Origin of the sequence: Oliverpabstia sp. (assembly GCF_022785585.1) — a bacterium.
Taxonomy (GTDB): Bacteria; Bacillota; Clostridia; order Lachnospirales; family Lachnospiraceae; genus Oliverpabstia; species Oliverpabstia intestinalis.
Genome location: NZ_JALFPR010000134.1, coordinates 1 through 14,682 on the forward strand (window position 1 = coordinate 1; position 14,682 = coordinate 14,682).

The window sequence follows — 14,682 nt, forward strand, 5'->3', positions numbered from 1 at the left end:
GTGAGGATGCACAATTTACTTGTGCATTCTTCGGTAAAGTGTTAGAATATAGCATGGTGCATTAGACTGGAAAGAGGCCAGGGTGGATGCACCGGGAAATTTTATGGAGAGTGAAAATAGTAACAAGAAATGTAACTGTGAAGGTGTTGAACAGTTACCAAAAAAATAAATTGTATTTTATAGGAGTAGATTGATGAAATTATCTGAAAAGATCTTTGGAACGCACAGTTCCAGAGAGTTGAAAAGAATTATGCCATTGGTGGATAAGATTGAGGAGCTGCGGCCGACTATGCAGGCGATGACGGACGAGGAGCTGAAGGATCAGACCAGAAAGTTCAAGGAGAGACTGGCAGAGGGAGAGACGCTGGATGATCTGCTTCCGGAGGCATTCGCTACGGTGCGTGAGGCTTCCAAGCGTGTGCTGAATATGGAGCATTACCGGGTACAGCTGATCGGTGGTATTATTCTGCATCAGGGACGTATCGCGGAGATGAGAACAGGTGAAGGTAAGACTTTGGTTTCTACCTGTCCGGCTTATCTGAACGCGCTGGAAGGTAAAGGCGTGCATATCGTAACCGTCAACGATTACCTGGCCAAACGAGATGCGGAGTGGATGGGTAAAGTCCATGAGTTTCTGGGACTGAAAGTCGGTGTGATCCTGAACTCTATGAAAAATGACGAGAGACGGGAACAGTATGCATGTGATATTACGTATGTTACCAATAATGAGGATGGTTTTGACTATCTGCGAGACAACATGGTTATTTATAAAGAGCAGCTGGTACAAAGAGAGTTGCATTATGCAATCATCGATGAGGTTGACTCTGTATTGATCGATGAGGCGAGAACGCCTCTGATCATTTCCGGACAGAGCGGAAAGTCCACCAAGCTGTATGAAGTCTGTGATATTCTGGCAAGACAGCTGCAGCGTGGTGAAGCCAGTGGTGAGATGACCAAGATGACAGCTATCATGGGCGAGGAAATTATCGAGACCGGTGATTTTATCGTCAATGAAAAAGATAAAGTAGTAAACCTGACCGAGGAAGGTGTGAAGAAAGTAGAGAAGTTCTTCCATATTGAAAACCTGGCAGATCCGGAGAATCTGGAGATCCAGCACAATATAATCCTTGCACTGCGTGCCCATAACCTGATGTTCCGTGACCAGGATTATGTCGTAAAGGACGATCAGGTACTGATCGTTGATGAATTTACCGGACGTATCATGCCGGGAAGAAGATATTCCGACGGTCTGCATCAGGCGATTGAGGCGAAAGAGCATGTAAAGGTACGCCGTGAGAGCAAAACACTGGCCACCATTACATTCCAGAACTTCTTTAACAAATATGCGAAAAAAGCAGGTATGACCGGTACGGCTCTGACAGAGGAACAGGAGTTCCGTGAGATCTATGGTATGGACGTTATCGAGATTCCGACAAACCGTCCGGTTCAGCGTGTCGACCTGGATGACGCGGTATATATGACCAAGAAAGAAAAATTCCGTGCGGTCGTGGAAGAGATCAAAAAAGCACATGCGAAGAATCAGCCGGTACTGGTAGGTACGATCACGATCGAGACCTCCGAACTGCTGAGCAACATGCTTCGGAGAGAGGGAATCGCACATCAGGTACTGAATGCGAAGTTCCATGAGCTGGAAGCTGAGATCGTTGCACAGGCCGGTGTGGCAGGTGCAGTTACCATCGCGACCAATATGGCAGGTCGTGGTACCGATATCAAACTGGACGAGGAAGCGAGAGCAGCCGGTGGTCTGAAGATCATCGGTACGGAGCGTCATGAGTCCCGCCGTATCGATAATCAGTTGCGTGGCCGTTCCGGTCGTCAGGGAGATCCGGGAGAATCCCGCTTCTATATTTCACTGGAAGATGATCTGATGCGTCTGTTCGGTTCTGAAAAACTGATGTCCGTATTCAGCAGTCTCGGTGTTGCGGAAAACGAACAGATCGAGCATAAGATGCTTTCCAGCGCTATTGAGAAAGCACAGAGGAAGATTGAAAGTAATAACTACGGTATCCGTAAAAATCTGCTTGAGTATGACCAGGTAAACAACGAACAGAGAGAGATCATTTATAAAGAGAGACGTCGCGTACTCGACGGAGACAATATGCGTGATGCAATCTGTAAGATGATCACCGATACCGTGGAAAATACGGTAGATATGTGTATCAGTGACGAGGTGGATTCTGATGAATGGGATCTGATTGAACTGAATACGATTCTGCAGCCGATCATTCCGGTGAAGACAATCACCAAAGAGGATGTCAAAGAGATCCGTAAGAATCAGTTAAAACAGAACCTGAAAGAAGAAGCTATTAAACTGTACGAAGTAAAAGAAGCTGAGTTTGCAGAGCCGGAGCAGATCCGTGAACTGGAACGTGTGGTACTTCTGAAGGTCATTGACAGAAAATGGATGGATCATATCGATGATATGGAACAGTTGCGTCAGGGTATCGGCCTGCAGGCTTACGGACAGAGGGATCCGAAGGTTGAGTACAAGATGAGTGCATTCGAGATGTTTGACGAGATGATCGCAGGCATCCAGCAGGATACTGTTCGCCTGTTGTATCATGTTAGAATCGAGCAGAAAGTAGAACGTGAGCAGGTAGCGGAAGTAACCGGAACCAACAAAGATGAAGAAGTCAAAGGTCCGGTTCGCCGTGCCCAGCAGAAAGTATACCCGAATGATCCGTGTCCATGCGGAAGCGGTAAGAAATACAAACAGTGCTGTGGACGTAAGCCTGTATAGAAGGAAGCGTGCAGAACCGATACGGCAGAGGGAAAACGGCTGCTGAATATAAAAATTGTATGAAGAAAGAGGGTGCCCCCTTTGGTAGAATTAGATCAGTTTAAAGCAATATTGAATTCCTATGCGAAACCTTTAGTGGAAGTGAGGGATTCCCTTGACCTGGCCAATAAGGAAAAGCGGATTGAAGAGCTGGAAAGAAAGATGGAAGAGCCGGATTTCTGGGATAATCCGGAACGCTCCCAGGAAATGATGAAAGAACTCAAAAGCCTGAAAGATGATAAGGAGATTTATGAAAATCTGGAAAGCCAGAGAGACGATATGGAGACTCTGATCGAGATGGGATATGAAGAAGACGATGCTTCGGTCATCCCGGAGATTCAGGAGATTCTGGATCAGTTTGAGGCAGATTTTGAAAATATTCGTATGAAAACCCTGTTATCCGGAGAATACGATAAAAAAGATGCCATCATCAAGCTGAATGCCGGAGCCGGCGGAACCGAGTCCTGTGACTGGGCAGGAATGCTCTACCGTATGTACACCAGATGGGCGGAAAAAAAAGGATTTACCCTGGAAGTTCTGGATTATCTGGACGGCGATGAGGCAGGCATCAAATCTGTAACATTTGAGGTACACGGAGAAAATGCCTATGGCTACCTGAAATCAGAAAAAGGGGTACATCGTCTGGTACGCATCTCACCGTTTAATGCGGCAGGAAAGAGACAGACTTCGTTTGTATCCTGCGATGTTATGCCGGATATTGATGAAGATCTGGATGTGGATATTAAGGAAGATGATCTGCGTATCGATACGTATCGATCCAGCGGTGCCGGTGGCCAGCATATCAACAAGACCTCTTCTGCCATCCGTATTACACATATTCCAACCGGAATCGTGGTACAGTGTCAGAATGAACGTTCTCAGTTTCAGAATAAAGACAAGGCTATGCAGATGCTGAAAGCCAAACTATATCTGTTAAAACAGCAGGAAAATATGGAAAAACTCTCCGGCATCCGTGGCGAAGTGACAGAGATTGGCTGGGGAAATCAGATTCGTTCTTATGTATTGCAGCCGTATACGATGGTGAAAGATCACAGAACCGGCGTGGAGAGTGGTAATGTGGACAGCATTCTGGATGGTAATCTGGATCCGTTTATCAACGGCTATCTCAAGTGGATTGCCCTTGGCGGAAAACAGCCGGAGAACGCAACCGAAGAAATGGAATAACGATTCCACTTTCCATGACTGTTGAGAAAACGGAAAGATGGGAGTACACAAAAAAGGAGAATGGCGTATGGGTATTATCAGAGCTATCAGACAGACGATTGGCGGAACACTCGCTGATCAGTGGCTGGAAGTCATAGAGCCGGAAAATATGGGAGATCAGACAGTACTGACTGCAGGTATCCGCACCGGAAAAGGAGCGAACCGAAAGGGTGGAAAAGACAGCATCTCTAACGGATCAGTGATTCATGTATATGAGGGACAGTTCATGATGCTGTTAGACGGCGGACGGATCGTGGATTACAGTGCGGAACCGGGATATTTTACCGTGGATAATTCTTCTATGCCATCCATGTTCAGTGGAAGCCTGGACGATGTGGTGAAGAATTCTTTTGACCGGTTTCGTTTTGGCGGTACAGCACCCACTTCACAGAAAGTGCTGTATCTGAACCTGCAGGAGATTAAAGGAATTCGTTTCGGAACCAGAAACCCCATCAGCTATTTTGATAATTTTTATAATGCAGAATTATTTTTGAGAGCCCACGGAACTTATTCGATCCGAATCACGGATCCGATCAAGTTCTATGTGGAAGCCATTCCGAAAAATAAAGATCAGGTAGAGATCACAGATATCAACGAACAGTATCTGTATGAATTTCTGGATGCACTGCAGTCTTCCATCAATCAGATGTCAGCAGATGGTATGCGGATCTCCTATGTGCAGTCAAAGAGCCGGGAACTGTCAAAATATATGGCGGAAACACTGGATGAAGACTGGAAACAGACCAGAGGTATGGAGATCCAGGCGGTAGCTATCGCGAGCCTGTCCTATGATGACAAATCTCAGGAACTTCTGAATATGAGAAATCAGGGAGCTATGCTCCAGGATCCGTCCATTCGGGAAGGTTATATGCAGGGAGCTTTTGCAAGAGGAATGGAAGCCGCAGGAAGCAATGCAAACGGCAGTACCATGGGCTTCATGGGAATGCAGATGGGCGCACAGATGGGCGGCAATATGGCAGCTTCCATGTCAGCAGCCAATCAGCAGCAGATGATCCGGAACCAGCAGATGCAGCAGGAGGCAGCGACAGCACATCATGCACAGAATGAGCCGGATATCTGGATCTGCAGCTGTGGACAGAAGAACACAGGAAAGTTCTGCAGTGAGTGTGGACGTCCCCGCCAGACCGGAGCATGGATCTGCAGCTGCGGACAGAAGAATACAGGAAAGTTCTGCAGTGAATGTGGAAAATCAAGACCATAAGACTTTTGCAGAAAGAGATGCAGAAAAGATAAAGAAAGTATATCCGTACAGAAAGATGAGGAGAAAATCATGGAGGTAGTCAGTTTCAAATGCCCCAATTGCGGGGGCGAACTGGTGTTTGATCCAAATACTCAAAACTACTCCTGTCCTTATTGTAATTCTGAGTTTTCTCAGGAACAGATCGATACGATGCAGAAAGGAAAACAGCCGTCTCAGGAATCTGAGGCGGCTGATTCTGCAAAAGGGCAGGAACAGGAAGAAGCGGCAGTGTATGTGTGCCCGAACTGTGGAGCCGAGATTGTGACAGATCCGACAACAGCGGCCACAGAATGTTATTATTGTCAGAGCCCGGTGGTATTATCGGAAAGAGTTTCCGGAGAGTATCTGCCCCAGGAGATCATTCCCTTTGCGATAGACCGGAAAAAAGCGGAGGAAATCTTTTTACAGAATATGAAAAAGAAGAAATTTGTTCCCCGTGGATTCTTCAGCGCAAAACAGATTGAAAAAATGAGCGGTGTGTACTTTCCATACTGGATGGTGGACTGGCGGGGAGATGCCGCAATGGAGGCGGAAGCCACCAAAGTCCGCACCTGGAGGACCGGTGATACGGAATATACGGAAACACAGTTCTACCGGGTGTACCGGGAAGGAAATGTGGAATTTGACGATATGCCGAAGATCGCCCTGCAAAAAGCCAATCGGAAGTTAGTAGAAGGTGTGCAGCCGTATGACCGGAAGGCGGCAAAACAATTTTCTATGGGTTATCTCTCCGGTTTTCAGGCGGAGCGCCGGGATCTTGAAAAAGAAGCGTTCGGAGCGGAGATCGCACGGGATACGGAACAATATGCAAAAAGAGTACTCGAAAATGATATGCGCGGTTACACGACGGTACGACCGGTTCATCAGCAGGTGGGCAACCGACAGGAGCGGTGGCGTTATGCTCTGGTTCCTGTGTGGGTGATGACCTACAAGGGCAAAAACGGAAAAATCTATTATTATACCATTAACGGACAAAACGGCAAGGTGTGTGGAGAACTTCCGGTGGATTATAAGAAACTGAGTCTGGTATCGACATTGATCACCGGTGTGGTATTTCTTTTAGGACTGGCAGGAGGATTGTTGTTATGAGAATGAGAAAAAAGACGGGATACCTTCTGTTGATGCTTCTGCTGTTGTTGCTGGTCCCGGTGGCTGTGTGGGCGGATAAAACCACGGTAGACGATCAGGCAGGACTTTTTTCACAGGAGGAAGAACAGGAACTTACCGATCGGATCGTGGAACTTACGACAGACTGGAACATGGATTTTGTGGTAGTGACGACAGAAGATGCGGAAGGCAAGACCTCCGAGGAGTATGCGGATGATTACTATGACTATAACGGATATGCGGAGGACGGAGCCCTGTATCTGATCGACCTGGACAACGGTTCGGTGTGGATCTCCACGGCGGGAAAGATGATCCGGTATCTGACGGATGAGAGAATTGATGTGGTGATCGATGCCGGATACGATAGTCTGAAAGCAAAGAATTATGCAGATGGTATTCTGGAGATGCTGAATGAGACAGAGAGCTATCTGGAAGACGGCATTCCTTCGGATCAGTATAATTATGATACAGAGACGGGAAAGATATCAAGATACCGCAGTATTACGGTCTATGAAGCAATCGGAGCGGCTGTGATCGCACTTTTGTGCGGTGGAGGATTTGCAGCGGCTGTTCTGGGATCTTACCGGTTAAAAAGAAAAACGTATCGGTATCCGTATGAGAGCCGGGCAAAGGTGCATTTTACGAGAAGGGATGATCAGTTCCGCCATCGAAGCATTACACAGCGGAGAATCCCGCGGGAACCACCGTCCGGAGGTGGCGGAGGTGGCGGCGGACAGAGTTCCGTACATACTTCCGGCAGTGGCACCTCACACGGTGGTGGCGGTCGGAGCCTGTAATATTTTATACGATTCAGACTTGCTAAAGATGTTTTGTTTCATTTGTGAAAAAATTCTTGCACCGGATGACAATGTATGGTAATATCTTTTGGGTGACTACAAATGTGTTTCTGATACGAACATGCAGAGCCACAGGAAAGAAAGAGAAGACATGGAAAAAAAGACAAAATATTATGTGGTAAGAGAGAAAGCAGTGCCGGAGGTACTCTTAAAAGTGGTTGAAGCCAAGAGGATTCTGGATTCCGAGCGGGCAACCACGGTGCAGGAGGCAACCGAGCAGGTAGGCATCAGCCGCAGTTCTTTTTACAAATACAAAGACGATATTTTTCCTTTTCATGATCAGGCAAAAGGAAGAACAGTTACCTTTATTTTGCAGATGGATGATAAACCGGGGATACTTTCGGATATTCTGCGCACCGTTGCTGAATTTCGAGGAAATATCCTGACCATTCATCAGAGTATTCCAATTAACGGAATCGCAACGCTGACGCTGAGTGTGGAGATTTTGCCGGAAGCCGGAGACGCGGAAGATATGATCGGCCAGATGGAACAGCAGACAGGTGTACATTATTTGAAAATATTAGGCAGGGAGTAAAAACAGATGATACAGATTGCAGTATTAGGCTACGGCACAGTGGGATCCGGTGTGGTGGAAGTGATCAACCGGAACCAGGAAAGCATCAATAAAAAAGCAGGAGAAGAGATCAACATCAAGTATGTACTTGACCTGAGAGATTTCCCGGGAGATCCGGTACAGGAAAAGATTGTTCATGATTACGAAGTGATCGCCAACGATCCGGAGATCAAGATCGTAGTGGAAGTAATGGGCGGAACCAATCCGGCGTATACATTCGTTAAGAGAGCGCTGGAGAGCGGCAAATCCGTATGTACTTCCAATAAAGAACTGGTTGCGAAACACGGTGTGGAACTGATCCGGATCGCAAAGGAGAAAAACTGCAACTTCTTATTTGAAGCAAGCTGCGGTGGCGGTATTCCGATCATCCGGCCGCTGAACTGTTCTCTGACCGCAGATGAGGTCGACGAGATCAGCGGTATCTTAAACGGAACAACAAACTATATTTTAAGCAAGATGACAAGCGATGGTTCCGAGTTTGAGGATGTGCTGAAGAATGCACAGGAACTCGGCTATGCGGAGCGCAACCCGGCAGCTGATATCGAGGGCTGGGATGCCTGCAGAAAGATCGCGATTCTTTCTTCTCTGGCATACGGTCATCATGTGGATTTTGAGGAGATCTATACCGAGGGAATCACGAAGATCACTTCCGCGGATATCCGTTATGCAAAGGCATTTGGCGCAACCATCAAGCTTCTGGCCAGCAGCAAGCGGATCGGGGACAAGTACTATGCGATGGTATGCCCGGTTATGATCAACGGTGACAGCCCGCTGTTCAGCGTCAATGATGTATTTAATGCGATCGTGATCCATGGCAATATGCTGGGGGATGCGATGTTCTACGGAAGCGGCGCAGGAAAACTGCCGACAGCCAGCGCGGTTGTAGCTGATGTGGTAGATGCAGTCAAACACCTGAACCGTTTTATCATGACGGGATGGAGCAGCGAGAAACTGGAAATGATCGATGTCAGTCAGGTAGAGAGCAGATTCTTCGTCCGCATGAAAGGCAGCTACACAGAGAGCCTTGCAAAAGTGGAAGAAGTGTTCGGAACCATCGATGCGAAGGTTGTCGCAGAGGTTGGTAAAGAATTTGGATTTATTACCTCTAAGATGAAAGAGGAAGAATACAGAGCGAAAGCAGCACAGTTCGATAACATTATCGGCATGATCCGGGTTCGCTTCTAAGAAAGAAAAATGAGAAAATGACATGTCTGTGCAGTTCTGAAAAAGGACTGCGGGCATGTCATTTTTTACGCGGACAACGAGTCAAAGATTTCAGGGAAAATTCGTGTGGAAAAAACATGTGACCGTGCAGGAAAGAATGGATAAAAACTTTGAAAACAATCGTTGTGGAAGCGGTTGACGCATGGAAAAAAAGGGTTTATCATTTAGTGCATATCCATGTGAGAGCGCCTGAAAACGGGGGTATCACGAATGGAAATACAGCAGAGGCAGGAAGCGGATTACGCCACAGCAGGCTGATCCGCTTCTGTTTGCGTAGAAACACAGGAGGAGAAACATGTTAATCGTGAAAAAGTTCGGCGGCACTTCGGTGGCGGACAAAGAACGCATTTTCAATGTGGCAAAGCGATGCATCCGTGATTATCAGAACGGAAACGATGTGGTAGTGGTTTTATCTGCCATGGGAAAATACACGGACGAGCTGATTGCCAAAGCAAAAGAAATTAATCCAAATCCATCCAAGAGAGAGATGGACATGCTGTTTACCATCGGGGAACAGATGTCGGTGTCTCTGATGGCCATGGCGATGGATGCACTGGGTGTACGTGCCATTTCCCTGAATGCATTCCAGGTAGCCATGCACACGACAAGCAATTACAGCAATGCAAGACTTAAAAAGATCGATACCGAGCGGATCCGCCGGGAGCTTGATGACCGTAAGATCGTGATCGTCACAGGTTTCCAGGGGATCAACAAGTACAACGATTACACAACCCTTGGAAGGGGTGGTTCCGACACGACGGCAGTAGCTCTGGCAGCAGCGCTTCATGCGGATGCCTGCGAGATCTTTACGGACGTAGATGGTGTCTACACCGCTGACCCGAGACTGGTGCCGACAGCGAGAAAGTTAAATGCGATCACCTATGATGAGATGCTGGATCTGGCGACTCTCGGAGCAGGTGTGTTACATAACCGATCGGTGGAGATGGCGAAAAAATACGGCGTACCGCTGGTGGTACGTTCCAGTCTGAATGAATCTGAAGGTACTGTTGTCAAGGAGGTTGTAAAGAAAATGGAAAGAATGTTGATCAGCGGCGTTGCCCTGGACAAAGATGCAGACCGTATCTCCGTAATCGGAATCAAGGATGCACCGGGTAGTGCGTTTAAATTATTTAATACACTGGCAAAGAAGAATATTAATGTGGATATTATCATCCAGTCTGTGGGACGTGAGGGAACAAAGGATATTTCCTTTACGGTTGCCCATGATAATCTGAAAGAGGCGATTGAACTGCTCGAAGAGTATCAGGAAGTGCTTGGGTTTGAGAGAGTGGACTATAACTGTGAGGTTGCAAAGTTGTCAATCGTAGGTGCGGGAATGATGTCCAACCCGGGTGTGGCTGCGAAGATGTTTGAGTGCCTGTATAATGAGAACGTGAATATCAATATGATCGCGACCTCCGAGATCCGGATCACGGTACTGGTGAACAGTGAGGATGCGGTTCGGGCGATGAATGCGGTGCATGATGCGTTTGGGCTGGCTGAGGCGTAAAATAATTAGTTTGATATAGGTTTGTTGCTAAAGAGGACGTGGCGAGCCCTGGATCCCTCCGGGGCTCGCCACTGGTTTTGGCAGGAACTAATGTGGTGAAAGTTGCTGTTTTTGGTAGTATATTTTGGGAAAATCAGAAGAGAGAATAGAATGTAAAAAACATGCGATTTTTTTACTTAGAGGTAATGGATACCCGCCTTCTTGCGTCCGGGGAACGATTATACCTCCCCGGTGATCTTCCGGTAGAAGTTTGCCATCGTAACCTGCATATAAGGGATCACCCACAAAAGTCCGATCCCGCATGCGATCGCGCCCAGCAGGTAGATTCCGATGAAGCTAAGCTGTAGATAAAAGAGTTTTCCCTTCTTTCCTCTCATGATCCGCACACTTTCTTTGAGTGCCTGTATGGCTTCGATGTCGATGTAGTCTGTCAGGAAGAACATGGTCTGACTGAACATCAGGGAGAGGATCAGGTAGATCACAAGCCCCACGCACAGGACAGCGGCGCCGGCAAGGAGAAGAGTTACGGACTTCTGACGGTAGCCGCAGATGCAAAGTGTGCTTCCCGGGAGGATACACAGGTAGGTCAGAAGAAGGATCACACCCTGCGCCAGGATCGCACGGTCCGGATGGTGTTTGAAACCGAAGAAAAGATCCTGAAAGCGGATGTCATAGCCTCTGGCGGTATCAAGAGCGGTCTTTAACAGACCGATATTCAGTACCGACAGGATCAGCGAGAGAATAAAGGTCGACAGATAATAAACCACAGTATGGCTGATGCCAAGAGTTTCTACGGTGGCTGAAGTAGCAGTCAGCGGGTTCAGGATGGATGAGGTTCCAAGCACCAGGTCCATCAGATTAGAAGCGACCAGTGTGATCAGGATATAGAGCACATTGATCCCGATAAATGTTCCGTATTTTCCCGAAAGCTGGTTTCGGGTCATTTTTTTCAGTTCCTTTGATGAAATATTCATAAGTTAAATACCCTCCATAAACAATTACATACCGCCCTGGTACATCTCATAAAGCTGCTGATACTGCTGGATGAATTCCGGGAAATTCTGATAGACGGTGACTGCTGCATAAATAAAGATGGCGATACCAAGGCAAAGACCGATACTGGAAAGAATACATCCCAGTCTTGCCTGGGAATCCATCTTATCTCCTTTGCGGGAAAGGAGAGCAAATAAAATACCGAGTGCCCCTACCGGAAAAGAAAGTCCGCTGACCAGAAAGAACAGGGAAAGCGTTCCGGCGGTCATGGAAGCGGAACTGAAAGCATTTCCACGTTTCGGCGGCGGAGTCATCCGCTGTTCCTCCTCCTGCCAGGAGCCGGGATTGGGCTGTTGATTGTTGTACATAATGATAATCCTCCTGTTTTAGAATCAGTAGTATTGTAATATAATGGAAAAACAAATTTGTTTCAATTTTTCAGTTATCTTCCAGTATACCACAGAAGTTCCGGAGTCGAAAGAAGGAAAATCAGAATAAAAATCAGCATTGACAAAGAAACCTGCCTTTTGGTAAGGTAGTACAGGACACAATGAAAGAAAAACGTAACTGTGAACTAGTGGGCAGTTACAAAAGGAGACTATACATGGATATTATTCAGGCATTAACACAGGAATTACAGGTGGAAAAGTGGCAGGTGGAAGCCGCTGTCAAACTGATAGATGAGGGAAACACGATTCCTTTTATTTCCCGATATAGAAAAGAAGCAACCGGTTCCCTGAACGATGAGGTGCTTCGTAACCTGCATGAGAGACTGCTGTATCTGAGAAACCTCGAAGATAAGAAAAAACAGGTACTCTCAAGCATCGAAGAACAGGGCAAATTGACGGAAGAACTGAAAAAAGCGATTCTGGAAGCGCAGACATTGGTAGTCGTAGAAGATCTGTACCGCCCGTATCGTCCGAAGAGAAGAACCAGAGCAACGATCGCCAAAGAGAAAGGTCTGGAACCGCTGGCGAATCTGATCCTGCTTCAGATGACAGACAAGTCCATCGAAGAGGAAGCGGAAAGTTATGTATCCGAGGAAAAAGAAGTAAAAAATGTAAAAGAAGCGATCGCAGGTGCATCGGACATTCTGGCAGAGTCTGTTGCCGATGAAGCAGACTACCGTATCCGGATCCGTAACCTGACTGTAAAATCCGGTTCTGTCGTATCGAGTGCCAAGAAAGAAAACGAGAAATCTGTATATGAAATGTATTATGATTTTGAGGAGCCGATTTCCAAACTGGCAGGACACCGTGTACTGGCACTGAACCGAGGGGAAAAAGAAAAGATTCTGACTGTCAAGATCAATGCACCGGAAGAAGAGATACTCTCCTGGTTAAAACGGCAGGTGATCCGTACCGACAATCCGAATACCACCCCGATTCTGGAAGCAGTTGTGGAGGACAGCTATAAACGTCTGATCGCACCGGCCATCGAGCGGGAGATTCGAAACGATCTGACAGAGAAAGCCGAAGACGGTTCTATTAAAGTGTTCGGAAAGAACCTGGAACAGCTGCTGATGCAGCCGCCAATCGTGGGAAAAGTTGTTCTCGGATGGGATCCTGCATTCCGCACCGGCTGTAAGCTGGCAGTTGTTGACGAGACCGGTAAAGTGCTCGATACAACGGTTGTATATCCGACCGCACCGACCACAGAAGCCAAGATCAAAGCAGCCAAAGAAACAGTTAAGAAAATGATTGAAAAGTATCATATCGACCTGATCTCTGTAGGAAATGGTACTGCATGCCGGGAATCTGAGCAGGTAATCGTGGATATGTTAAAAGAAGTACCGACAAAGGTACAGTATGTGATCACCAACGAGGCAGGAGCATCTGTATATTCTGCAAGTAAACTGGCGACCGAAGAGTTCCCGAACTTCGATGTGGGACAGAGAAGTGCGGCTTCCATCGCCAGACGTTTGCAGGATCCGCTGGCAGAACTGGTAAAGATTGACCCGAAAGCCATCGGTGTCGGACAGTATCAGCACGATATGAACCAGAAGAAACTGGGCGAAGCGCTGAACGGTGTGGTAGAAGACTGTGTCAATAAAGTCGGCGTGGATCTGAATACCGCTTCCGCGTCTCTGTTAGAGTATATTTCCGGTATCAGCAAAGCAATTGCAAAAAATATTGTGGCCTACCGTGAGGAAAACGGCCGTTTCACCGACCGAAGAGAACTGTTAAAAGTGGCAAAACTGGGGCCGAAAGCCTTTGAACAGTGTGCCGGTTTCATGCGTATCCAGGGCGGAAAGAATCCGCTGGATGCGACCAGTGTACATCCGGAAAGCTACGAAGCAGTGGAAAAACTCTTTGCCAAACAGGGATTTACGAAAGAACAGTACTTCGGTGACGGACCGACTGCCATCTATATCAAAGATTATAAGAAACTGGCAGAAGAACTGGGAATCGGCGAGATCACCCTTCATGATATCATCAAAGAACTCGGCCGTCCGGGACGTGACCCCCGTGAAGATATGCCAAAACCGATCCTTCGCTCCGATGTACTGGATATGAAAGATCTGAAAGAAGGTATGATCTTAAAAGGAACTGTAAGAAATGTGATCGATTTTGGTGCATTTGTAGATATCGGCGTACACCAGGATGGTCTGGTACACATTTCCCAGATCAGTGACAAATATATCAAACATCCGCTGGAAGTTGTCAGCGTAGGAGATGTTGTGGATGTAAAAGTCATCAGCGTGGATCTGAACAAAAAACGGATCGGTCTGTCCATGCGTGGAATTCGGTAGACGAAGGTGATAAAATCGCAAAAGCGAGTATAAGATAAGAAAAATAAAAGATGCTAACTGTGGAAGAGAATCCACAGCGGGCATCTTTTTTGTTTGGATTTGAATGAATATGATTATATAATACATACATAGAAAAGAACTGAGAAAAGCAGGAGGAAAAAATAAGTAATTGAATATATTGTCAAATGTGATTAAATGTGTTTAAATATACTCAAAGGAGTAAATTATTATGAATACATCAAATATCACAAATTATAAGCCAAAAGATTTTGCTGAACTGTTAGGTGTGTCTGTTAAGACATTGCAACGCTGGGACAGAGAAGGAACTTTAAAGGCAAATCGAACTCCAACTGATAGGCGTTATTATACCTATGACCAGT

The 14,682-nt window shown here is 46.7% G+C and carries 12 protein-coding genes; 10 read left to right on the forward strand and 2 right to left on the reverse strand.

What is annotated here, in order from left to right; translation table 11 throughout:
* Nucleotides 1–193 precede the first annotated feature (193 nt).
* From secA to MSA64_RS09425, 8 genes are all read left to right on the forward strand, one after another.
* Nucleotides 194–2,761, forward strand: coding sequence for a preprotein translocase subunit SecA (gene secA / locus MSA64_RS09390; RefSeq protein WP_154432741.1), 2,568 nt, complete (start codon nt 194–196; stop codon nt 2,759–2,761).
* A gap of 81 nt (nt 2,762–2,842) precedes the next feature.
* Entirely contained in the window at nt 2,843–3,985 is a 1,143-nt protein-coding gene (prfB, locus tag MSA64_RS09395; RefSeq protein WP_022171280.1) for a peptide chain release factor 2, read from the forward strand.
* A 67-nt stretch (nt 3,986–4,052) separates the two neighbouring features.
* On the forward strand, nt 4,053–5,246 hold the full coding sequence (locus MSA64_RS09400) for an SPFH domain-containing protein (RefSeq protein ID WP_154432742.1): 1,194 nt from the start codon (nt 4,053–4,055) through the stop codon (nt 5,244–5,246).
* 69 nt (nt 5,247–5,315) lie between these two features.
* A complete protein-coding gene (locus MSA64_RS09405) occupies nt 5,316–6,374 on the forward strand; it encodes a TFIIB-type zinc ribbon-containing protein (protein ID WP_154432743.1) in 1,059 nt (352 codons plus the stop codon).
* Nucleotides 6,371–7,189 (forward strand): TPM domain-containing protein, encoded by an 819-nt coding sequence (locus MSA64_RS09410; RefSeq protein ID WP_154432744.1) that lies wholly within the window; start codon nt 6,371–6,373, stop codon nt 7,187–7,189. Before MSA64_RS09405 ends, MSA64_RS09410 begins: the two co-directional genes overlap by 4 nt.
* A gap of 151 nt (nt 7,190–7,340) precedes the next feature.
* Entirely contained in the window at nt 7,341–7,784 is a 444-nt protein-coding gene (locus MSA64_RS09415) for an ACT domain-containing protein (RefSeq protein WP_022171284.1), read from the forward strand.
* A 6-nt stretch (nt 7,785–7,790) separates the two neighbouring features.
* Entirely contained in the window at nt 7,791–9,008 is a 1,218-nt protein-coding gene (locus MSA64_RS09420; protein WP_277663784.1) for a homoserine dehydrogenase, read from the forward strand.
* Nucleotides 9,009–9,342: 334 nt separating this feature from the next.
* Nucleotides 9,343–10,557 (forward strand): aspartate kinase, encoded by a 1,215-nt coding sequence (locus MSA64_RS09425; RefSeq protein WP_287891439.1) that lies wholly within the window; start codon nt 9,343–9,345, stop codon nt 10,555–10,557.
* Between the two features lie 218 nt (nt 10,558–10,775).
* Here MSA64_RS09425 and MSA64_RS09430 read toward each other — a convergent pair whose 3' ends face one another.
* Nucleotides 10,776–11,531, reverse strand: a complete 756-nt coding sequence (locus MSA64_RS09430) for a DUF975 family protein (RefSeq protein WP_154432745.1) — start codon at nt 11,529–11,531, stop codon at nt 10,776–10,778.
* Nucleotides 11,532–11,555: 24 nt separating this feature from the next.
* The gene (locus MSA64_RS09435; protein WP_287891440.1) at nt 11,556–11,918 is read right to left on the reverse strand and encodes a hypothetical protein; all 363 of its coding nucleotides are present in this window, start codon (nt 11,916–11,918) and stop codon (nt 11,556–11,558) included.
* A 236-nt stretch (nt 11,919–12,154) separates the two neighbouring features.
* Between MSA64_RS09435 and MSA64_RS09440 the strand changes: the two genes are divergently transcribed.
* Together MSA64_RS09440 and MSA64_RS09445 are read left to right on the forward strand one after the other, a co-directional pair.
* Nucleotides 12,155–14,302: a Tex family protein gene (locus tag MSA64_RS09440; protein WP_287891442.1), complete on the forward strand. Its 2,148-nt coding sequence runs from the start codon at nt 12,155–12,157 to the stop codon at nt 14,300–14,302.
* Between the two features lie 244 nt (nt 14,303–14,546).
* Nucleotides 14,547–14,682 (forward strand): MerR family transcriptional regulator (locus MSA64_RS09445; protein WP_287891443.1); only part of this gene is annotated, 136 nt, incomplete at its 3' end.